Origin of the sequence: Parafrankia soli (genome assembly GCF_001854695.1) — a bacterium.
Lineage (GTDB): Bacteria > Actinomycetota > Actinomycetes > Frankiales > Frankiaceae > Parafrankia > Parafrankia soli.
Genome location: NZ_MAXA01000047.1, coordinates 37,453 through 58,088, shown reverse-complemented (window position 1 = coordinate 58,088; position 20,636 = coordinate 37,453). Strand labels below are relative to the sequence as shown.

Below are 20,636 nucleotides of genomic sequence, written 5' to 3'. Positions count from 1 at the left end.
TCAGACCCCCGTCGAGCCGGGGCAGGCCTCGGCCGGGTTCCCGACCTTGGGGTGCCAGGTGAGGTGCAGCCCGTCGGGCATCGTCACCGCCTGCTGGCCGCAGTGGTCGCAGGCCCTGAGCTTGTCGCCGGCACCCGGCGTCAGGGGCGCGGGCCCCGTGGGCTGGGGGTTGGCGGCGGGCTTACGGAATCTCATCTCGTTCTCCTCTGTTTCCCGTTTCCTGGCGGGGTTGGGGGGGTGGTTCGGACCCGCTATGGCGGACCCGCTAGACCCGCTATCCGCAGGTCAGACCCGCTATTCGGGTCGGTGGACCTGCTGCCGACCCGCTATCCGGTAGCGGGTCGGCAGCGGCTTACGAGCGGGCTGGTAGCGGGTCCCAGGTCCCATCGATCGAGGCCTGGATGTCGGCTCGCCGGTAGCCACGCGGGTTGCCGGGGCCGCCGAGCTGCGCGGTGGACAGGCCGTGGACGGCGAGCCGTCGAGCGAGTGCCATCTGTGCCCGCTGCATGGCCGCCCGGGTCTCGTCTGGACCGGCGTCGGCGGCGGGCAGTAGGTCGGCGATGTCGGCGTAGTCGTCGGGGTCGACCTCGACGAGGTGGGCGACAGCGGCGGCGGACGGCAGCCCGTCGACCTGGTGCACGTCGAGGGCGCCGAGCAGGTCGGACAGGAGTTTCGGGACGTCGCGTTCAATGAGGTCGGTGATGTCCTCGCCGGAGTCCCACGCGCGGGCGGAGTACTCGTCCGGCTCGGGTAGGCCGGCTTCCATCCGTTTGATGGCCCGGCGGTGGATCTCGGCGACGGTGAGCCGGTAGAAGCGGCTGGTACGCGGCTCGTCGTGCCCGGCGGCGTTGAGGTACACCTTCCCGGCGTCGTTGGCTCGCCGGCCGGACGCGCCCTTGAGTAGGTCGGGCCGCCAGCCCTCGGAGCGCCGGCCGGGCCAGAGCATGTCGACGTCGCCGGCCGCGCAGGGCAGCAGCCCCTGTACCTCGGTCATGGCCTTGACGGTGGTGTTCCCGAGGTCGCCCTTCCCGGCGCGTTGCGCGGCGAGCATGGCCTGGGTGGCGGTTTTCCGGCCGATCCGCTCGAGGGTGGTGACAAGGTCCGCGAGGCGGGCGGGTTTCCCGTCGATGCGGGCGTCAGCGAGCACGGGGTATTCGTCGATGACGAGCACATACGCCGGCCCGTCGACAGCGGGGTCCCAGTTCTCATCGCCTGGGGGCGGGCCTCCTGGCCGTGGTTCGGCGCGTTCGCCGAGCCTGTCTGCGCGGGCCTTGGATAGGCGGATGAACCGCTCGAGCAGGTCGCGGGCGGCGTCGGCGTCGGTGGCAACCTGGCGGATGCAGCCACCCCACGCGCGGAATACGGGGCCGCCGGTGAGGTCGATGCCGTAGACGATCACGTCCCGGCAGGACGTGAGCCAGTCCAGCAGCGTCCACAGCGCCGAACTCTTCCCGGACCCTGTGCCGCCGACGAACAGGGCGTGAACGCGCAGCAGCTCGAGGATGAGCGGGTCGCCGTCCATGACCCGGCCAAGGTCTGCGGGTTCAGTGATGCTGCCCGACAGCGGCGGGCGGGGTGGGGGGCCGCCAACCTGGCCGAGTAGGTCTGTGTGCACGATCCGCAGCGCAGTGACGGCGGCGTTGTCCGGGTCGGGGATCGGGGTGATGGACCCGCGGCGGGCGCGTAGCCGCCGCTCGAGGGCGCGCAGGGTCTTGTCGGTCAGTTCGTCTTCGGTGAGGACGGGTACGGTCCAGCCCCAGCGGTGTTGGACGGGAGGGGCGGCGGGTTCCGCGGTCACGCGGGACGCCTCGAGGCCGCGGACGACGTGGCGGGCCAGGACGCCGGTGGGGATCCCGGGTCGCAGCCCGGCGCCGGACGTGGCGAGGGCCGGTGTCCGCTCTGCTGTCCGGTCGCGTCCGGCGGTCCCTGCGATGGCGGATGCGGCGAGCACGGACAGCAGCGGGACCTCCGCCCCGACGACGAGGTACCCGACGAGCTCGCCAATGCTGGCGACGAACAGGACGCCACCGGAGATGGCTGCGCGGAACTGCCGGTTGTCGCTGATCTCGTCGCGTCCGGCTGGCTTCAGGCCCGGACGTCGGATGTGATCGTCGCGGATGTCGTGGGCTGCGACCCATCGCCACCAGCGGCTGATCCCACGCCAGGCGCCCCGTCCGATGGGGGGGAGGATCCGCGCCAGCTCCCAGGGGTGAAGGGCTCGGCGGATGCACATCCGGGCCGCTTCGGATGTGACGTACCGCGTGCTAGCGAGGGCCTGCCGGGGGTCACGGAACACCAGTGGCGCCACGGGTTCGGCGGCGGACTCGGTGAGCCGCTGACGCCACCGTTCCGGATACATCCGGGATGCGCTGGGGGTGGCATCCGGTTGGGTGGCGTTCGGGTCTTCGCCGCGGGCCCACGGACCTGTGACCAGGAGTCCGCGGGGGGATGTGTCATCCGCCGCCTGCTCTGCGATGCCCGGCTCACCCATGTCGTGCCGCGTCCCCGAGGGTGGCGCCGCGTGCCTGCGTGTCTGCCCACAGGCCGGTTATCGCGTCGGATTGGACGCGTCCGCCGCGGCGGCGGAACTCGGCCAGCCACGCCGTGCGGGTGACTTCGCCGGCTCCGCGGAGGTACTCATATGCCTCGACGGCGATGTCGAGCCGTTCGGCGCGGGTCGTGTCGTCGTCGAGGGCGGATGCGGTATCCCCGTACGGCGGATGCGCATCCCCGACGATCGAGATGGAACGGAGCCGGCTGATCGGATCCGGGCCGTCGCCGAGGCTGTCGGGGGCCGCGGGCAGCTCCGGGGCGGGCTGCCTGGTCGGGTGGGCAGGGGAGGGTATCTCCGGTGCACCGGCTGCGGCGAGTGCGCGGATGCGGGCGCTGAGGTCGACCAGGAACGCGCTCATCACCACGACGAGGCCGTCGACGAGGACTGGCAGTAGGTGGGCGGCGGTCCCGTCCTCCCCGTAGCGGGAGGCCACGGCGACCATGTGCCGGTACGACACAAACGCGGCACCGCCGCCGAGCACGGTGGCGCCGAGCCAGACGGTGAGGCGGAGCCACCAGCGGGCCGGGGTGGGCGCCCGAGTGATGACCTCCAGCACGAAGAAGAGGGTGAGTGGCGCCCAGGCGCTGATGATCCGGGCGGGGGTGCTGTTCTGTGCGTGGAGGACGTTGGCGGCGGTGGTGCCGGCGATGCCGAGGGCGAGGCCGGTGACGACGAGCGAGCGGAGGCGGCGGAGCTGTCGGAGTTCCTCGTCGGGGCTCATCGGCTGGCCTGCTGTCCGGGGTCGTCGCTGCGGCTGAGGCTGCCGTGGTTGATGTCCCGGTGCCGGTCGCGGAGCTGTGCGAGCTCGGCGAGGTTGCGGCCGGTCTGGCAGAGCGGGCAGGCCGGGCAGGAGTGGATGGCGGCCATCAGCGGGCCACCGCCATGTTCCCGGTGGTGCCGTAGACGAGGCTGGTCTCACCGGCGGACAGGGCGACGAGCGCCCAGGCGGCGAGCGCGCCGTAGGCGATGTACCGGCCGGGGTGGACGCGGGCGAGCATCCACACTCCGGCGGCGGTGTTGTAGGCCCGGCGGGCGGCGATGACGGCCAGGAGGAGGGCGGCCGCCTCGCCGGCGTGGACGAGCAACGTGGGGTGGCTGGTAAGCAACACGAACCCAATGGCCAGGGCGAGTGCCTGACGGGGGCCGGTGCGAACGAGGACAGTGTGCACGGGTTCTCAGAGCTCCCGGTGATGTCGGGATGGATGGGGATCAAGGCCTCGGTCGCGGTGTTCCACCACCACGGCCGAGGCCGTCTTGCGTCAGCTGGCGGGCGGCAGGAGCGATGCCCAGCCGGCGAGGATGACGAGGCCGATCGCGACGGCGAGGCCGAGCAGGGTGACGCTGACCGTGATCGCCTCCCGCCAGTCGGGGCTGAGGTGGCGCCACCAGCGGCTCACAGCGGCCACAGCCGGTAGGTGACGATCGCCGCGCCGAGGCCGTAGAGGGCGATCACGGCGCTGCTGATGCCGATGGCGAGTCCGCCGAGGGTGACAGCGAGGCCGCCGGCCGCGCGGGCGGTGAGGCTGCGCCCGGGGGCCGGATCGACCGGCCGGGCGAGGCGGTGGTGCAGCGTGGGGTCGAGGTCGATCACGCGGCACCGTCGGCCAGGTCGGTGGTCTCGAACAGGTGGAACACGAACCCGCCGCGCGTCTGCGCGGTGCCGATGTACCGGACCGGGTCGACGTCGGCCGGCCAGCCGGTACCGACCACCTCGAACGCCCGAGCGACCGCGCCAGCCGCGCTCGGGTCGTGGGCCTCCCAGAGGAACAGGGCGCCGTTCTGCTCGGCGAAGGTCAGGATCTTCGCGCCGCGGGTGAGGTCGAGGTGGTTCTTGACGTCGGGGAGTGGGTGCTTCCACACGACGGTCTTCACGTGGCACCACCCGTCCGGCGCTGGATCTCGGCAACGGCCTCATCCCGGGCGAGCCTGACCGCCAGAACGTGCGCGCTGGCGGCGACGGCCTGCGAGTAGGCGAGCGACATGAGGGCGTAGTGGTTGCCAAGCTCGATGTCTTGCGATCGGTCGGCGGCCTGGGCGAGGTCGGCGGCCCGGTCTGCCATCTCTTCGGGGGTCACGCGGAGCCGCCCGTCGCCTCGAACGGGCCGTGGCGCAGCACGGCGTGCACCACGATCGGATCCTCCGTCTGGAGCACGCCGAACCTGTCGCGCGGATAGATCGTGAACTCGACGACGTTCCCGAGGCTGCCGGTGATGATGTTGCCGATGTCCTCGTGGTCCGTGTTCTGGAGTTCGCGGGCGACGATTTCCGCGATCCTGCGAGGGTCGGTCACGCGGCACCGCCCGTCCGGCGCTCCAGCTCGCGCGCCTCGGCGAGCACGGCCACGTACATGTCGCGGTGGCCGCACGGGTTGTTCCAGCCCTGCACCCAGTAGTAGGCCCCGTCGTCGCAGGAGTTGATCCCGAACGGCTCACCGCGACGGCCGCCGCAGACCGGGCAGAGCGCGGAGATAGTGATCTTCCGGGTGATCGGGGTGGTCAGGCCGGAGCCCCACGGCGCCTCGGCTGCCCGGTCGCGAACGGTGACCTGCATCGTGTCGGCGACCGCGGCGACCCGCTCGACGGCGGTCGGGGCGGTCACTGGTCGGCCTCGGCAGTGGTCCCGACGGCCAGGCCCAGCTCGATGCGGCGGGCGTAGGACTCCAGCGCGCCCTGTATGCCGCCCCTGAGCCATGCGCGTTCGGCGACCTCGACGTCTTCGGGCCGGATGACGAGCCGGGCGGGCTGGCCGCTGTCGGTGACGAGCGGCGAGGACGCGGCGGGCGGGGCCAGCTCGGGTGCCCGGTCGGCGAGGAGCCGGTTCACGACGCGGACCGCGGCGGCGGCCATGCCGCGGGGTGAGTACTCCGCGTTGCCCATGGCGGTGACGAGGGCGGTGGCGATCGCGTCCCGGTCGGTGTCGCCGAGCACGGCCGGGCTGCTGGCGGGGAGACGCTCGGCGAGCCGGGCGGCGAACACGTCGAGGGCGGCGCCGATCCCCTCGGGGTCGACGTCGGTGTCGTCGCCGTGGCCGACGTAGGCGGCAGCGCAGGTGATCCGGTCGTCGTCGGTGGGCGCGAGGACGCCAGCGATGGCGAGCGCGGCGGTGTCGTCGGGGCCGTGGACGATCCGCCGGGCGGCGTCGAGCTCCGCGGCGGCCTGAGTGAGGAGCCCCGGGAACGCTCGGCTGTCCGGGTCCGCTTCGCGGGCGAGGGCGGTGCCCTTGTTCGCCTCGCGCAGGTGGCTGTCGAGCTGGGCGCGCTCGGCGCCGGTGAGCGGCGGCCGGGCCGGGCCGTCGGTCGGGTTGGGCGGGTCGGTGCGGGTCATGATCCCCCTGTCGGGCGCCAGACGGGCGCCACAGGCCTTCGTGATGTTGGGCCACGCAGGTCAGAGGGCATTTCCAACAATGTGAGCGTGATGGTGATCCAGGCCGGCGCCGCCCGCAAGGTGCTCGACGCCAACCCCGATCTGGCGCGCGAGGCCATCCGTGCGGTCGAGACCAGCGGCCGCAGCGCGATGACCGAGCTGCGTCACGTGATGGGCCTGCTGACGATGAGTGGCGGTGCCCCGGATGGGGGGGACGACGGCCCGGGCCCCAGCCCACAGCCGGGGCTCGGCCGGGTCGACGAGCTGGTGCGGCGCGTTCGCGACACCGGAGTGGACGTCGAGCTGAGTGCGACGGGAACGCCGGTGCCGTTGCCCGCCGGCGTCGACCTGGCCGCGTTCCGCGTGGTGCAGGAGGCCCTGACCAATGCCGTCAGGCACGCCGCCGGGGCGCGGGTCCGGGTCGCCGTGGTCTACGCACCGGGTCTGGTCCGGGTCGAGGTGACCGACAGCGGCGGCGTCCGGGCGGCGGCCGCCGGGGCGGGCAGCGGCGCCGGGCTGCTCGGCCTGCGGGAACGGCTCGCCGTCTACGGCGGCACGCTGGCGGCGGGCCCGCGCCCGACCGGCGGGTACCGGGTGCTGGCCGAGATCCCGCTGGACGGCCCGTGACCCCGCCACGGGTGGTCGTCGCCGACGACCAGGCGCTGGTCCGGGCCGGGTTCCGGATGATCCTCACCGCCGACGGGATCGAGGTGGCCGCCGACGCCGCCGACGGCGCCCAGGCCGTCGACGCTGTCCGGCGGACCCGCCCGGACGTCGTGCTCATGGACATCCGCATGCCGGTGATGGACGGGCTGGAGGCCACCCGCCGGATCCTGAGCGGCACGGCGGAGGCGCCCCGGGTGATCATCCTGACGACGTTCGACGTCGACCAGTACGTCTACGCGGCGCTGACCGCCGGGGCCAGCGGCTTCCTGCTCAAGGACGTCAGTCCCGAACAGCTGGTGGCCGCCGTCCGGCTGGTCCGCGCGGGGGACGCGCTGCTCGCGCCGACGATCACCCGCCGGTTGGTGGAACGGTTCGCCTCACCGGAGCGGGTGGCCGCCGCGACGCACCGCGACCTGGCGACGCTCACCCCGCGGGAGCTCGAGGTCCTCCGGTTCCTCGCGCGTGGTCTGAGCAACGCCGAGCTGGCCGCACGTTTCCAGCTCAGTGAGGCCACGGTGAAGACTCATGTGGCCCGGATCCTCGGCAAACTGCGGCTGCGGGACCGGGTGCAGGCGGTCGTCGTCGCCTACGAGACGGGACTGGTCACCCCGGGGGGCCGCCCCTGAGCGGTCCGGTCGCGCCCGGACCCGGCCCGGCCGGACCCGACGCTTCGGGCCCGGGACCGGCCGCGTCGGCCCCGGGCGAGTCCGCCCCGGGCACCTCGGCCCCAGCTACCTCGGCCCCGGCTACGTCGACCCCGGCAGCACCGGTCCCGACCCGATCACGGCCCGACGCCTCGAGGAGGACGGGCTCCGCCGGCACCGACTCGAGGAGGCCCACCGCGAGCGGGACCGGCTCGAGCGGGTCCCGCTCGACATGGTGGGCACCGCGCAGCGCCGACGCCGCCGCGGCGATGAGGCCGAGCAGGGCCGAGGCCACGAACACGACGACGAGGCCGTCGTGGAACGGCGTTGAGATGAGGTGGGGGAAGAACTCGCGGCCGGTGACGGTCGCCCGGTGGTCCGGCGTCAGGTCGTCCAGCGTGCCGGTCGAGCTCAGCAGGTGCTCGACCGGGTTCAGGCCGAGCACCGCGGCGAACAGCGACGCGACCGGGGGCAGGGAACCGACCTGCTGGGCGACGTCGGCGGACACGCCCTCCGCCCGCAGGCCGGCGGAGAAGGCTCCCGGCAGGCTGCCCGCCAGCCCGGCGACCATGAGTGAGAAGAAGAGCCCGATGGACAGCGCGCCGCCGGCGTTCTGGAAGGTCGAGCGCATCCCGGATCCGACCCCGCGCAGGTGCGCCGGGACGCTGCTCATGATCGAGGACGAGTTCGGCGCGGCGAACATCCCGGCGCCGATGCCGTTCACGGTGATCAGCAGGCCGAACGCCCAGTAGGAGAAGTTGACGGGCAGCAGCATGAGGCCGACGAAGCTGCCCGCGAACACCAGCATCCCGGTGGTGGCCAGGCCGCGGGCGCCGGAGCGGTCGGACAGGAACCCCGACAGCGGGCCCGCCACGAGGACACCGGCGGTCAGTGGCAACAGGTAGATTCCGGCCCAGAACGGGGTGTCGTCGAAGTCGTAGCCGTGCAGGGGCAGCCAGATCCCCTGCAGCCAGATGATCAGCATGAACTGCAGACCGCCGCGCGCGACCGACACCGCCAGGCCGGCCGCGTTCCCGGCGCTGAAGGCCCGGATTCGGAACAGCGAGAGCTCGAACATCGGCGACTCGAACCGCTTCTCGATCACGACGAAGGCTGCCAGCAGCGCCACTCCCCCGATGAGCAGCACCAGGACCTTGGGGCTGCTCCAGGCCATCGCGTGGTTCTTGTAGGGCTGCAGGCCCTCGGTGACGGCGATCAGCACCGCCCCCAGGCCCACCGAGAAGGTGATGTTGCCCCACCAGTCGAAGCGGCCCCGTTCCGGGCGGTCCCGGCGCTCGGGCTCGCGCAGCGTCCGGTAGGCCCAGATGGTGCCGAAGACACCGACGGGCACGTTCACCCAGAACACCGCCCGCCAGTCCAGGACGGCCAGCACCCCGCCGGCGACCAGGCCGATGAACTGCCCGGCGAGCGCGGCGACCTGGTTGATGCCGAGCGCCAGACCGCGCTGGTCGGGCGGGAACACGTCGGTGAGGATCGCGGCCGAGTTGGCGGCCAGCATGGAGCCGCCGACCGCCTGCAGCACGCGCCAGCCGATCAGCCACATCGCGGCGCTGCGCCCGTGGAAGGGATCGAAGGACAGCAGGATGGAGGCGACGGTGAAGACCACAAAGCCGGCGTTGTAGATCCGCACCCGGCCGAACATGTCGCCCAGCCGCCCCAGCGGCACGACGAGCACCGCCTGCACCAGGCGGTATCCCATGATCATCCAGAGCAGATAGCTCACGTTACCGGGCGCCAGCGGATCCAGGTCGATGCCGAGGAAGATCGGAGGCAGGGCGATCAGGACGATGGAGCCGTCGAGCGCCGACATGAAGACCGCGGCGGTCGTGTTCGCCAGGACGGCCCAGCGGCGATCGCCGTGCTTGGTGACGGCCGCCATCAGATGCGCTGCGCCAGGCGCTCGAGCAGCGGCGCGGCGGCCTTCAGGCAGGCCAGCTCGTCGTCGTCGAAGCCGCTGGACAGCGCCCGCGCGAGCTGCTCGCTGCGGGCGTTTCGCCTGTCCCGCAGCGCCTCGCGGCCGGCGTCGGCGAGCGAGAGGATCACCCGGCGGCCGTCGTCGGGATCGGGCCGGCGTTCGACGAGGCCACGCTCCTCCAGGCCGCCGAGGGTCGCCCCCATCGACTGCGGGCTGATCGTCTCCTGCTTCGCGAGGGCCGCGGCGGTGGTCGGGCCGCCGCGCTCAAGGCGCACCAGGGCCGCGATCTCCCCGACGGTCAGCTCACCGTCGGGCTGTACCAGACGCAGCCGCCGCCCCAGCAGGCTCATGCTCAGCCGCAGCCCGGCCGCGATCTCGAGGAGGTCGGCGAGTTCGACGGGCCCGGCGGCGTCCGCCTCGACGATCTCAGCGTCAGCGAACATTCCGTCAGCCTAGACTTACAAGTCCAGCCTGACCAGATGTGTCCGGGTCAGTGGGCCGACGTCCCGGAATCGGGAGCGCCGGCCGGTGATCTGGGCTTACTGTTCGGGCATGGCTGACATCGCGCCGGTGGTTCTCGTCCACGGCCTCGCGTCGTCGAGCGAACACGGCTGGCGTGCAGCCGGCTGGATCGACCTGCTCCAGGAGACGGGCCGCGAGGTCGTCGCGGTCGACCTGCCCGGACACGGCCGCTCCCGCCGGGACACCGATCCGGCGGCCTACCCCGACGCCGCCGCCGAGATCGCCGAGGCGTTCGCCGGGCGCGGCGCCGTCGACGCCGTGGGCTTCTCCGCCGGCGCCCACCTGTTGCTCGAGTGCGCGGTGCGCGGGCTGGCGCCGTTCAACCGGCTCGCCCTGATGGGCGTCGGCCCACGGCTGCTGGAGCCCCGCCCGCAGCGGGGCCCGGTTCTCGGTGCCACACCGTCCGAGGACGACGGCACCGACATCCTGGCCCGCCTGATCCGCGGGCTCGCCCGGCGCGCCGGCAACGACATGGCGGCGGTGGACGCGTTCGCCCGCCGGCCGAGGCGGACGCTCACCACGGCCGAGCTGGCCACCGTCGGCTGCGAGGTCCTGATCGTCACCGGCGAACGGGACGAGGGGGCGGGCTCACCCGAGGAGCTGGCCGCGCTGTTCCCCAAGGCCACCGGACGGACCATCGAGGGCGCGGACCACTATTCCGTGCAGGCCAACCCGCGGGCGATGAACGCCGTGCTGGACTTCCTCGGCGTCTGACCGCCCCGGCGGGCAGGCGCGCGGCCAGGCGCCGACGGGTCGGCACCTGGCCGGCCCGCGGTCTCAGTCGACGTCGATGATCTGCCCGTTGCGGAACATGTCGACGAACAGCGCGTGGTCGTGGTGGACCTGGGCGCCGTAGTCGTGCGCGAACTCGACCAGGGACGCCGTGAACGCCTTCTCGTCCGCCGAGATCGCCTCGTGGATCGCGTCCTCGGTGGAGAAGCTGACCAGGTCGTGCTCGCTCTCGTCGTCGGCGACGGCGTGCATCCGCGCGGTCGACCGGCCGAGGTCGGCGACCAGGGCGAACATCTGCTCCCGCTCGTTCACCTCGGACCAGTCCAGATCCTGGGCGTACGGCGACACCTCGGCGACGAGCTGGCCGACRCCGTCGACCTCGGTGTGGCCGAGCCAGGTGTCGCTGTCGGCCTGCAGCGCCCGCTGCGAGACGGCCGTCCGATGGCCCTGGTGGTGGAAGTACTCCCGGATCCGTTCGTCGGAGACGAAGCGGCTGACCGCCGGGACCTGCCCCTGCTTCATGTACAGGACGACGTCGTTGTCGAGCGCCTCGGTCTGGCCCTCGACCAGCAGGTTGTAGGACGGCAGGCCGGCGCTGCCGATGCCCACCCCGCGCCGGGCGACGACGTCCTTGACGGTCAGCGACACCGGGCGGGTGCGCCGGCCCGGCGGCACCGTCGCCAGGTAGCGGTCGAACGCCTCGAGGACCTTCGCGCGGGTTTCCTCGTCAACCGCGGTGACGCCGTCGACCCGCGCGAAGCGCCGGTCGTAGTGCTCGACCACCGTGAGGTCGTCGAGCAGGCCGACCCGGGTGGAGCGCCGTGCCTGCTGCAGGAACGCGTGCACCACGCCCGAGGTGGACGTCCGGGTCAGCAGGTCCGCCGACGACCCGCCCTCGGCGAGGTCGCGGATCTTCTCCCGGTAGGCGTCCGCGCAGGCCTCGACGAGGCCCGTGATCACGGCGTCGCTGAGCGCCTTGGCGCGGCCCAGCAGCGCGAGGCTCGCCACCAGCCGGCGCAGGTCCCAGCGGAACGGCCCGACGTAGGCCTCGTCGAAGTCGTTGACGTTGAAGACCAGCACGCCGTTGCTGCTCATGTAGGTGCCGAAGTTCTCCGCGTGCAGGTCACCGTGGATCCACACCCGGCTCGTCCGCTCGTCGAGGAACGGGTCGTCGATGTCGTGGACGTCGGCGTAGAAAAGCGCGGCCGAACCCCGGTAGAACGCGAACGGCGAGGCCGCCATCTTCCGGAACTTGCGCCGGAACGCGCCCGGCTCGGCGGCCATCAGCTCGCCGAACGCCGCCGTGAAGACGTCCCCGATCACCTGGGCGCGCTCGGATTCGGGGGCGGACGTCGTCATGCGCTGCGCTCCTCCTCGCGCGACTACCACTGTGGTCCGCGCGTTATCCGTTCAGCATGCCAGCGCTTCCCGGCCGGGGGCCGGGCCGGGCCGGGGGCCGGTCATCTCAGCACGCGGGCGGGCCGTAGAACGCCGTCAGGCCCGCGACCGCGTCCGCCATCGCCGCCCGCAGCTCCGGGGGATCGAGCACCTCCAGCTCAGGGCCGAGGACGAGCAGGTCGCCTCGGGCGTGCCGGACCGACTCGATCGGGAGCTCGGCGCGCACCCAGCCGTCGGCGTCGGGGTCACCCGCGGTCTGCTCGACGGCCCGCGCCACCGCCGGGGCGAGCCGGAAGGGAACCATCCGCCGGCCCTCCGGCGACAGGCGCACCGTGGCGGTCCCCCGGTAGACGCCGGCCTCGTACCTGGCGGTCCACTGCTCCCAGTAGGCCGCCAGGTCGAACCGCTCCGGCCGTTCGAACGTCTCCGGCATCGCCTCGAGACCGAGAATCCTCGCGACCCGGTACACCCGCACGGACGCCTCGAACGCCTCCGCCGTCTCCGGTGTCTCCGGTGTCTCCGCGGGTGGAGCGTCCGCGATGTCGGCCCGGCCGTCGCCGGGGCAGGCGGCGGCTACGACATACCAGGTGCCGCTCTTGAGGACCACGCCGAGCGGCTCCAGCTCGCGGACGACCCGGCGCGGTGCGCGCCAGCGCAGGTAGGTGATCCGGATGCGCCGCCGCCCCCACACCGCACCGGCGACCTCGGCGAGCAGCGGCACCGGCTCGGCGGCGCGGAACCAGCCGGGCGCGTCGAGGTGGAACAGCTCCCGCACCCGAAGTGCCCGCTCACAGGCCTCGGCCGGGAGCGCGGCGAGCAGCTTGAGCTCGGCGGCGGCGACGACCGCGCCGAAACCGAGCTCGGCGGCGGCGTCCGGGAGCCCGGCGAACAGCAGGGAGTCAGCCTCGTCCGAGGTCAGCCCGGTCARCCGGGTGCGGTAGCCGGCGAGCAGCTCGTAACCGCCGGTGGCCCCACGCTCCGCCAGCACCGGGACGCCGGCCTCGGCGAGCGCGTCCAGGTCCCGGTAGACCGTGCGGACCGACACCTCCAGCTCGGCGGCCATCTCACGGGCCGTCAGCCGGCCGCGGGTCTGCAGCAGCAGGAGGACGGAGAGGAGCCGGCTGGCACGCACGACCGAATTCTCCCCCGTCTCCTTCTGTCATCTCCCGGCGATACCTGACAGGAGAAGTCAGTTATCGACGCCAGGATGGGTGTTGACAGCGCACCGACGCGTGGAACCAACGAGCGAAGGAGTTCGACCATGGCAACCACGGAGACCGCCCAGCCCAGCCAGGCCGCGCCCGTGACCTGGGCAGGGCTGATGCTCGACTGCCCGAACGCGAAGGATCTGGCGGCCTTCTACGGCGAGCTGACGGGCTGGGGCGTCGGCGGCGCGGACGAGGAGGGCGCCTGGGCGTTCCTGAGCCCGCCGGGCACCGAAATCATGATCGGCTTCCAGCGCGTCGAGAGCTACCAGCCGCCGAGCTGGCCCGACCAGTCCGCGCCCCAGCAGGTCCACCTCGACTTCCGCGTGGCGGATCTGGATGCCTCGATCAGCCTCGCGGAGAAGCTCGGGGCGACGCAGGCCGAGTTCCAGCCGGGGGGCGAGCGCTGGCGGGTGCTGCTCGACCCGGCCGGCCACCCGTTCTGCCTCTGCCCGCCGGCGCAGGAGGGCTGAGCGCGGCGTCCGCAGAGCGGCGGGTCGCGTTCATGTCACCTGTTCTTCGCCCGATGGTCGCGCTGGGCAGCCACAATTGTACGGATGTGGTACTTCCCGGCGGATCCTGACCCTCGCCCGATCCGATGACACCGGCGGACGGCGACACGCCGAGCGGCCGCCACCGGCGGCCCCGGCGGCAGCCCCGTGACGGTCGCGTCCGGACGGCGTTGCCAGTGGTCGCCACGGCGGGGCTGCTGCTGCTCTGCTCCGGCGCGGCGGCCCGGCCGGAGTCGGAGCCGTTGCCATCCGATCAGGCCGGCCGGTGGAACCTGGCGGATTCCAGGCCGCCGGGCACGGCGCCGACCGACGTGGCGAGCCTCACCGAGATCCCCGCGGGCCTCGACCCACTCGGAGAGGACTCTGGTGCGGCCGGCGATGGCGGTACCGACGCGACGACCGCCCCGGGGGACGAGACCGGCGGGGACGGGAGCGCCGGCAGCGGGAGCGGGAGCGACGACGGGTCGGGGCCGGCGGGCACTGTCATCACGGGTGGGCGGGGCGTCCCCGACCGCGTCCTCGACGCCTACCGCCAGGCCGCCGGGCGCGTCGAACGGGAGCTGCCCGGCTGCCACCTCCCGTGGGAACTCCTCGCCGCCATCGGGAAGATCGAGTCCGGCCACGCGGCGGGCCGGCCGATGGCCGACGACGGCACGGTGACCCGGCCGATCCTCGGTCCCGTCCTCGACGGCCGGGATGGGCGCGCGCTGATCCGTGACTCGGATGACGGCGTGTTCGACGGCGACACCACGCTGGACCGCGCGGTCGGCCCGATGCAGTTCATCCCGACCACCTGGCGGACGTCGGGCCGGGACGGGTCGGGCGACGGCCGCCGCGATCCGCAGAACATCCACGACGCGACGCTCGCCGCGGGCGGCTACCTCTGCGCCCACGGGCGGGACGTGAGCCGGCCGGACCAGCTGCGCGCGGCGATCTTCTCCTACAACCCGTCGACGTCCTATGTGAACGCCGTGCTGACCTGGATGACCGCCTATCGGGAGAAGGGCGCGACCGCGCTGCCCGGCGAGCCGGCGCAGGCCGGTGACCCGGAGCCGGCTATCCCGGAGCTGACCGCCCCGGAGCCGGCTGGCGGCCCCCTGGTCCCAGCCGAGCCCACGACGCCGGCTGAGCCCACCACGCCAGCTGAGCCCACCGCGCCGGCCGAACCGGGCACGCCGGCCCCCAGTGAGCCCCCGGCCGGGCCGGGGCCGTCGCTGCCTGCCGGCGGGGACGGAGGGCCCCGCGTCGAGGTCGTCCCGGAGGAGCACCGGCCGGGTGACGGGGGCGGGGTCGGCGAGGAGCCGGTGTCCGCGGCGCTGCGCGACCTTGGTATCGCGGTCACCGATCTCGCCGTCACACCGGTCGAGCTCGACGGCACCGCCGCCGGCTTCGAGGCGCTGGACCTGACCTCGGCGCGCCGCCCGGCTCCGGCCGGACCACTGCGGGTGGTGGCCACCGCCGCGACGGAGGCCGGGCGCCCGATCGCGAGAAGCGAGATCACGATTCCCGCCGAGCCGGACCGGCCCGCGCAGGCAGCGCCCGGGGGCACGGGAGCGGCGTCCGGGGCCGCTGGAACGACGCCCGGGGAGGAGAAGCCGACCCTGCTCGCGCGGCTTGCCGGCGGGGACCTCGCCGCGGCGGGCCTGCCCGCGGGAAGGTTCGTCCTCACCCTCGAGGCGCATGCCGAGTCCGGGCGCGTGTACACGGTGCGGCTGCTGGTCAGCCAGGTGAACGTGAAAGCCTTCGTCGCCCGCCCGGCGGCCACCGGCACTCCGCCCACCGGGCACGCGCCGTCCCCGAAGCCGCCGGCGTCCGCACCCGGGCCGTCTACCGGATCGCCCGCCGGCACACCGAGAACTCCCGTCCGGCCCGCCACTCCACCGGCCGCCTCGCCGCCAGCCACGTCGACACCGGCCACCTCAAAGCCGGCCACGTCTCCACCGGCCACCTCGCAGCCGGCCACCTCGCAGCCGGCCACCACGGCGCCAGCCGCGGTGGGGTCCGGCCCCGCGACGCCCACGGCGACTCGGACGGGTGACCCGGCGTCCGCGGCGCCGTAGGGCGCGTGTGCGGCGCGGCGCCACCGGGATGAGCACCGTGGAATGAGCGCCGCCGGGATGGCGGCCGCGGCGGGCCCGCTCGTCGAGGCGGCCGTGCGCGGTGCGTGGGCCGGGGACGTCCACGATGGTGGATGTCGGAACGTGGGTGTCGGAACGGGTCGGGAAAGCGGGTGTCGGTGAGGGCACGGACGAACGGGCGGGCGCCGGAGGTGCGGGCGGTGGGCGCCCGAGGTGCCGTGAACGAGGTGCTCGTCGTAGGCGACGGGGAGCCGGTGGTGCTGGTCGCGCACGCGTGGGGGGCGTCGGCGCGGGTCATGCTGCCGACGGTGGCCGGTGTCCCCGGGACGCTGGTCGCGGTGAACTTCCGCGGCTACGGGGGCTCGTCGCCCCGGCCGAACGGCTGGACGTACGCCGACCTCGCCGAGGAGCTGGCCGGCGTCGCCCGCGCGGTGGGGGCCAGCGCGGCGGTCGGGCAGAGCATGGGCGCGGGCGCGCTGCTCGCCCTGGCCGACGGCGAGCCGGACCTGTTCACGGCGATGGCGCTGCTGCTGCCCCCGGCCGTCGACGAGCCGATCCCGGCCGAGATCCACGAGATGTTCCGGCGCGTCCACGTCGCCAGGCTGGCCGGTGACCCGGCGGAGCTGCGGGCCGAGATCGCGCGGTGCATGTCCCCGGAGCTTCGGGACGCCCGCGGCGGCGCCGTCTACCTGCGCGCGTACGCGCTCATGCTGATGGCCTGCTCGGCGCCCACCGAGCGGCCGGGGAACGCGCCCGTCCCGGACCGCGCCCGGCTGGCGCGGGTGCGCGCGCGGACGCTGGTCGTCGGCCAGGAGGGCGACCTCATCCACCGCACGGAGACGGCGCTGGCCCTCGCCGCGGCTCTTCCCGCCGCCCGGTCACATGTGTTCCCGGCAACAGCACCGATGTGGAGCGAACGGCTCGCGCTGCGCACGCTGCTGACCGACCACCTGGCCCCGGCTGACACCCCGGCGCTGGCGGGTCATCGGGCGGTGACCGACCCGCCGGGTACGGCCGATCCGCTGAGCTGACCGTTCACCCGGCCGGTCGAGCCCCGCCCCGCGGCGCGCGGACGGCACGGTATCGTCGATGCCGGTCGAGGGGCGCTGCAACGGACCGAGGTCCGCCACGCTCGATCGGAACCTCATCCGCAAGGGCGCCTCCCACAACCGGGAGGTGTGCGCGATGGCAGGATCCGGATCGCTCGACGAGGTGTCGGTCCCCGCCGGCACTGTCGGAGGCGAGCAAGCCGAGGCCGGCGCCGGCGCACGGCCCGAAGGCGGCGGTGCCGTCCGGCCGGCGGCCACCGGCAGCGAACAGGCACTGCGGGAGCTGCTGGAGCAGCGGGTCGTCGTCCTCGACGGGGCCTGGGGCACGATGCTGCAGAACGCCGGCCTCACCCCCGCCGACTACCGCACGGAGCGGTTCGCCGACCACCCGAAGGACGTCAGCGGCGACCCGGACCTGCTGAACCTGACCCGGCCGGATGTCATTCTCGGCGTGCACCGGCAGTACCTGGCGGCCGGCGCGGACATCACGACCACGAACACGTTTACCGCGACGAGCATCGCCCAGGCCGACTATGGCCTGCAGTCGCTCGTGCGGGAGATGAACGTGCGGGGCGCGCAGCTGGCCCGCCAGGCCGCCGACGAGGCGGGCGGGCGGCGGTTCGTCGCCGGGTCGATCGGGCCGCTGAACGTCGCGCTCTCGCTGTCGCCGCGGGTCGAGGACCCGGCCTACCGGGCGGCAACCTTCGACGAGGTCCGGGACTCCTACGCCGAGCAGATCGAGGCTCTCGCCGAGGGCGGGGTCGACCTGCTCCTCATCGAGACGATCTTCGACACGCTCAACGCGAAGGCCGCGATCGCCGCCGCCCGCGAGGTCGCGCCCCAGCTGCCGCTGTGGATCTCGGTGACGATCGTCGACCTGAGCGGGCGGACGCTGTCGGGGCAGACCGTCGAGGCGTTCTGGAGCTCCATCGCGCACGCGAACCCGCTGGTCGTCGGGGTGAACTGCTCGCTGGGCGCCGACGAGATGCGCCCGCACGTCGCCGACCTCGCCCGCCTCGCGGGGACGTACACGGCCTGCCATCCCAACGCCGGCCTGCCGAACGCGTTCGGTGGCTACGACCAGTCCCCGGAGGAGGCCGGCCGGCTGATCGGCGAGTTCGCCGAGGCGGGCATGGTCAACATCGTCGGCGGCTGCTGCGGGACGACCCCGGCGCACATCGCGCGGATCGCCGCCGCGGTCGCCGGCGCGGCACCGCGCCCGGTTCCGGCGCTGCCGCCGCGCACCCGGTTCAGCGGGCTGGAGCCGTTCGAGATCGGCCCGGACACCGGGTTCGTCATGATCGGCGAGCGCACCAACGTCACCGGGTCGGCGCGGTTCCGCCGGCTGATCGAGGGCAACGACTTCCAGGGCGCCATCGACGTCGCCCTGGAGCAGGTGCGCGGCGGCGCGAACCTGCTCGACGTCAACATGGACGCCGACCTGCTCGACAGCGAGCGGGCGATGACGACCTTCCTGAACCTGCTGGCCACCGAGCCGGAGGCGGCCCGACTGCCCATCATGATCGACAGCTCGCGCTGGAGTGTGCTGGAGGCGGGGCTGCGCTGCGTGCAGGGCAAGGGCGTGGTCAACTCGATCAGCCTCAAGGAGGGTGAGGAGCCCTTCCTCGAGCAGGCCCGGCGCATCCGCGACTTCGGCGCCGGCGTCGTCGTGATGGCCTTCGACGAGCAGGGCCAGGCCGAGACCGCCGAGCGCAAGGTGGCCATCTGCGGCCGCGCCTACGACCTGCTCACCCAGCGGGTCGGGTTCCCGGCCGAGGACATCGTCTTCGACCCGAACGTGCTCGCCGTCGCCACCGGCATCGCCGAGCACAACGGCTACGCCAAGGCCTTCCTGGACGCGCTGCCGCGTATCAAGGAGCGCTGCCCCGGGGTGCACATCAGCGGTGGCATCTCGAACCTGTCGTTCTCCTTCCGCGGCAACGACGTCGTCCGCGAGGCGATGCACTCGGCGTTCCTCTTCTACGCCGTGCAGGCCGGGCTCGACATGGGCATCGTGAACGCCGGCCAGCTCGCGGTCTACCAGGACATCCCCGCGGACCTGCTCGAGCTCGTCGAGGACGTGCTCTTCGACCGGCGCGACGACGCCACCGACCGGCTCGTCTCGTTCGCCGAGACGGTGACCGGCAGCGGCACGAAGCGCGTCGTGGACCTGTCCTGGCGCGAGGGGCCGGTGGAGCAGCGGCTCTCCCACGCGCTCGTGCACGGCATCGTCGACTTCATCGAGGCCGACACGGAGGAGGCCCGCGCCGGCGCGGCCCGCGCGCTCGACGTGATCGAGGGCCCGCTGATGGACGGCATGAAGATCGTCGGTGACCTGTTCGGCTCCGGGAAGATGTTCCTGCCGCAGGTCGTGAAGAGCGCCCGGGTGATGAAGCGCTCCGTCGCCTACCTGGAACCGTTCATGGAGGCTGAGAAGCAGCAGGCGCTGCTGGACGGCACCGCCAGCTCCGACCGCAGCGGCAACGGCAAGGTGGTCCTCGCGACGGTCAAGGGCGACGTCCACGACATCGGCAAGAACATCGTCGGCGTGGTCCTCGGCTGCAACAACTACGAGGTGATCGACCTGGGGGTGATGGTCCCCGCGAAGGTCATCCTCGACACGGCGGTGGCCGAGAGCGCCGACGCGATCGGCCTGTCCGGCCTGATCACCCCGTCGCTGGACGAGATGGTCTCGGTGGCCGCCGAGATGCAGCGGCGCGGGCTGAAGCTGCCGCTGCTGATCGGCGGCGCGACCACCTCACGCCAGCACACCGCCGTGCGCATCGCCCCCGCCTACGACGCCACAACCGTCCACGTGCTGGACGCCTCCCGTGTCGTCGGCGTGGTCTCCGACCTGCTGGACAGCGACCGGGCCGCCGACCTCGCCGTGCGCAACCGGGACGAGCAGCAGCACCTGCGTGAGCAGCACGAGAAGCGCCAGCAGCAGCCGCTGCTCACCCTCGCCCAGGCGCGGGCGAACCGCGAGCAGGTCTCCTTCGACGAGCTGCCCGTGCCGGCGTTCACCGGCGTCCGCGTCGTCACGCCGGAGCTCACCGCGCTGCGCGAGATGATCGACTGGCAGTTCTTCTTCCTCGCCTGGGAGCTGAAGGGCAAGTACCCGGCGATCCTCGACCAGCCGGTCGCCCGCGAGCTGTTCGACGAGGGCAACACGCTGCTCGACCAGATCATCGCGGACGGCTCCCTGCGGGCCGAGGGCGTCTACGGCTTCTGGCCGGCCAACTCGGACGGCGACGACATCCTGATCGACGTCAGCGCTGGTGGTGGCACTGGCACTGGTGGTGGCACTGGTGGTGGCACTGGCGCGGCGGGCCGACTGCGGGTGCCGATGCTGCGCCAGCAGACCGCCAAGCCCGCGGGACGCCCGAACCGCAGCCTCGCCGACTACGTGGCCCCGGCCGGCGATCACCTCGGCGGGTTCGCGGTGGCCATCCACGGCGCTGACACACTCGCGGCCGCCTTCGAGGCCCGTCAGGACGACTACCGTTCGATCATGGTGAAGGCGCTCGCCGACCGGCTGGCCGAGGCGTTCGCCGAGTACGTCCACCTCGAGGCGCGCCGCGCCTGGTTCGAGCCGGGCTCCGAGCCGGCGCTGGAGGACCTGCACGCCGAGCGCTTCCGCGGCATCCGCCCCGCCTTCGGCTACCCGGCGAGCCCGGACCACAGCGAGAAGCAGGCCCTGTTCGACCTGCTGGACGCCGGCCAGGTCGGCCTGGGTCTGACCGAGTCCTTCGCGATGACCCCGGCCGCCGCCGTCAGCGGGCTGATCTTCGCCAGCCCGTCGTCGCGGTACTTCACCGTCGGGCGCATCGGCCGCGACCAGGTCGAGGACTACGCCACGCGACGCGGCCTGACGGTCGGCGACGTCGAGCGCTGGCTGCGCCCGAACCTCGCCTACGACCCCGAGTAGGGATCTCGTCCCGCGCGGCCGGCCAGAACCCGGCCGCGCGGGGCGCACCC

General features: G+C 73.3%; 23 protein-coding genes and 1 riboswitch. Of the genes, 7 read left to right on the top strand and 16 right to left on the bottom strand.

Going from position 1 to position 20,636, the window contains the following annotated elements; genetic code table 11:
* The 12 genes from BBK14_RS06040 to BBK14_RS37690 all read right to left on the bottom strand — a co-directional run bounded on the left by BBK14_RS06040 (position 1) and on the right by BBK14_RS37690 (position 5,877).
* Positions 1-195, bottom strand: a complete 195-nt coding sequence (locus BBK14_RS06040) for a hypothetical protein (RefSeq protein WP_071060187.1) — start codon at positions 193-195, stop codon at positions 1-3.
* 157 nt (positions 196-352) lie between these two features.
* Positions 353-2,359, bottom strand: coding sequence for a hypothetical protein (locus tag BBK14_RS06035; protein ID WP_071060186.1), 2,007 nt, complete (start codon positions 2,357-2,359; stop codon positions 353-355).
* Between the two features lie 124 nt (positions 2,360-2,483).
* Complete coding sequence (locus tag BBK14_RS06030; protein WP_071060185.1) at positions 2,484-3,275, bottom strand: DUF2637 domain-containing protein; 792 nt, start codon at positions 3,273-3,275, stop codon at positions 2,484-2,486.
* A complete protein-coding gene (locus BBK14_RS38745; RefSeq protein ID WP_198541184.1) occupies positions 3,272-3,421 on the bottom strand; it encodes a hypothetical protein in 150 nt (49 codons plus the stop codon). The genes BBK14_RS06030 and BBK14_RS38745 overlap by 4 nt, the downstream gene beginning before the upstream one ends.
* Positions 3,421-3,723: a hypothetical protein gene (locus tag BBK14_RS06025; protein WP_071060184.1), complete on the bottom strand. Its 303-nt coding sequence runs from the start codon at positions 3,721-3,723 to the stop codon at positions 3,421-3,423. Before BBK14_RS06025 ends, BBK14_RS38745 begins: the two co-directional genes overlap by 1 nt.
* 90 nt (positions 3,724-3,813) lie before the next feature.
* The gene (locus tag BBK14_RS38105) at positions 3,814-3,951 is read right to left on the bottom strand and encodes a hypothetical protein (protein WP_157904216.1); all 138 of its coding nucleotides are present in this window, start codon (positions 3,949-3,951) and stop codon (positions 3,814-3,816) included.
* Positions 3,948-4,145 (bottom strand): hypothetical protein, encoded by a 198-nt coding sequence (locus BBK14_RS06020; protein WP_071060183.1) that lies wholly within the window; start codon positions 4,143-4,145, stop codon positions 3,948-3,950. Before BBK14_RS06020 ends, BBK14_RS38105 begins: the two co-directional genes overlap by 4 nt.
* Entirely contained in the window at positions 4,142-4,426 is a 285-nt protein-coding gene (locus BBK14_RS06015; protein WP_071060182.1) for a DUF7352 domain-containing protein, read from the bottom strand. Before BBK14_RS06015 ends, BBK14_RS06020 begins: the two co-directional genes overlap by 4 nt.
* The gene (locus tag BBK14_RS06010; RefSeq protein ID WP_071060181.1) at positions 4,423-4,629 is read right to left on the bottom strand and encodes a hypothetical protein; all 207 of its coding nucleotides are present in this window, start codon (positions 4,627-4,629) and stop codon (positions 4,423-4,425) included. Before BBK14_RS06010 ends, BBK14_RS06015 begins: the two co-directional genes overlap by 4 nt.
* Positions 4,626-4,844 (bottom strand): hypothetical protein, encoded by a 219-nt coding sequence (locus BBK14_RS06005; protein WP_071060180.1) that lies wholly within the window; start codon positions 4,842-4,844, stop codon positions 4,626-4,628. Before BBK14_RS06005 ends, BBK14_RS06010 begins: the two co-directional genes overlap by 4 nt.
* Complete coding sequence (locus BBK14_RS06000) at positions 4,841-5,152, bottom strand: hypothetical protein (RefSeq protein WP_071060179.1); 312 nt, start codon at positions 5,150-5,152, stop codon at positions 4,841-4,843. Before BBK14_RS06000 ends, BBK14_RS06005 begins: the two co-directional genes overlap by 4 nt.
* Entirely contained in the window at positions 5,149-5,877 is a 729-nt protein-coding gene (locus BBK14_RS37690; RefSeq protein ID WP_131802174.1) for a hypothetical protein, read from the bottom strand. Before BBK14_RS37690 ends, BBK14_RS06000 begins: the two co-directional genes overlap by 4 nt.
* On the opposite strand from BBK14_RS37690, the gene BBK14_RS05990 reads away from it, so the two are divergent.
* Positions 5,791-6,543, top strand: a complete 753-nt coding sequence (locus BBK14_RS05990; protein WP_338045425.1) for a sensor histidine kinase — start codon at positions 5,791-5,793, stop codon at positions 6,541-6,543. The genes BBK14_RS37690 and BBK14_RS05990 overlap by 87 nt on opposite strands.
* Positions 6,540-7,208, top strand: a complete 669-nt coding sequence (locus BBK14_RS05985; RefSeq protein ID WP_083390750.1) for a response regulator — start codon at positions 6,540-6,542, stop codon at positions 7,206-7,208. The genes BBK14_RS05990 and BBK14_RS05985 overlap by 4 nt, the downstream gene beginning before the upstream one ends.
* Here the strand turns inward: BBK14_RS05985 and BBK14_RS05980 are convergent.
* Both BBK14_RS05980 and BBK14_RS05975 read right to left on the bottom strand, forming a co-directional pair.
* Positions 7,186-9,126: an MFS transporter gene (locus BBK14_RS05980; protein ID WP_071060177.1), complete on the bottom strand. Its 1,941-nt coding sequence runs from the start codon at positions 9,124-9,126 to the stop codon at positions 7,186-7,188. The genes BBK14_RS05985 and BBK14_RS05980 overlap by 23 nt on opposite strands.
* On the bottom strand, positions 9,126-9,605 hold the full coding sequence (locus tag BBK14_RS05975; protein WP_071060176.1) for a MarR family winged helix-turn-helix transcriptional regulator: 480 nt from the start codon (positions 9,603-9,605) through the stop codon (positions 9,126-9,128). The genes BBK14_RS05980 and BBK14_RS05975 overlap by 1 nt, the downstream gene beginning before the upstream one ends.
* Positions 9,606-9,714: 109 nt before the next feature.
* On the opposite strand from BBK14_RS05975, the gene BBK14_RS05970 reads away from it, so the two are divergent.
* Positions 9,715-10,398, top strand: a complete 684-nt coding sequence (locus BBK14_RS05970) for an alpha/beta fold hydrolase (protein ID WP_071060175.1) — start codon at positions 9,715-9,717, stop codon at positions 10,396-10,398.
* A 63-nt stretch (positions 10,399-10,461) separates the two neighbouring features.
* Here BBK14_RS05970 and BBK14_RS05965 read toward each other — a convergent pair whose 3' ends face one another.
* Positions 10,462-11,775, bottom strand: a complete 1,314-nt coding sequence (locus tag BBK14_RS05965) for a DUF2252 domain-containing protein (protein WP_071060174.1) — start codon at positions 11,773-11,775, stop codon at positions 10,462-10,464.
* A 106-nt stretch (positions 11,776-11,881) separates the two neighbouring features.
* Entirely contained in the window at positions 11,882-12,946 is a 1,065-nt protein-coding gene (locus BBK14_RS05960) for a helix-turn-helix transcriptional regulator (protein ID WP_071060173.1), read from the bottom strand.
* A gap of 129 nt (positions 12,947-13,075) precedes the next feature.
* On the opposite strand from BBK14_RS05960, the gene BBK14_RS05955 reads away from it, so the two are divergent.
* From BBK14_RS05955 to metH, 4 genes are all read left to right on the top strand, one after another.
* Complete coding sequence (locus BBK14_RS05955; protein WP_071060172.1) at positions 13,076-13,492, top strand: VOC family protein; 417 nt, start codon at positions 13,076-13,078, stop codon at positions 13,490-13,492.
* A 215-nt stretch (positions 13,493-13,707) separates the two neighbouring features.
* Positions 13,708-15,591 carry a lytic transglycosylase domain-containing protein gene (locus tag BBK14_RS05950; protein ID WP_275078447.1) on the top strand — a complete coding sequence of 628 codons (1,884 nt, stop codon included), beginning with the start codon at positions 13,708-13,710 and terminating at the stop codon, positions 15,589-15,591.
* Positions 15,592-15,809: 218 nt separating this feature from the next.
* Positions 15,810-16,640 carry an alpha/beta fold hydrolase gene (locus BBK14_RS05945; protein ID WP_071060282.1) on the top strand — a complete coding sequence of 277 codons (831 nt, stop codon included), beginning with the start codon at positions 15,810-15,812 and terminating at the stop codon, positions 16,638-16,640.
* Positions 16,641-16,701: 61 nt separating this feature from the next.
* Positions 16,702-16,778, top strand: a riboswitch (S-adenosyl-L-homocysteine riboswitch).
* A 16-nt stretch (positions 16,779-16,794) separates the two neighbouring features.
* Positions 16,795-20,586: a methionine synthase gene (metH, locus tag BBK14_RS05940; protein ID WP_071060170.1), complete on the top strand. Its 3,792-nt coding sequence runs from the start codon at positions 16,795-16,797 to the stop codon at positions 20,584-20,586.
* The last annotated feature ends 50 nt before the right edge of the window (positions 20,587-20,636 follow it).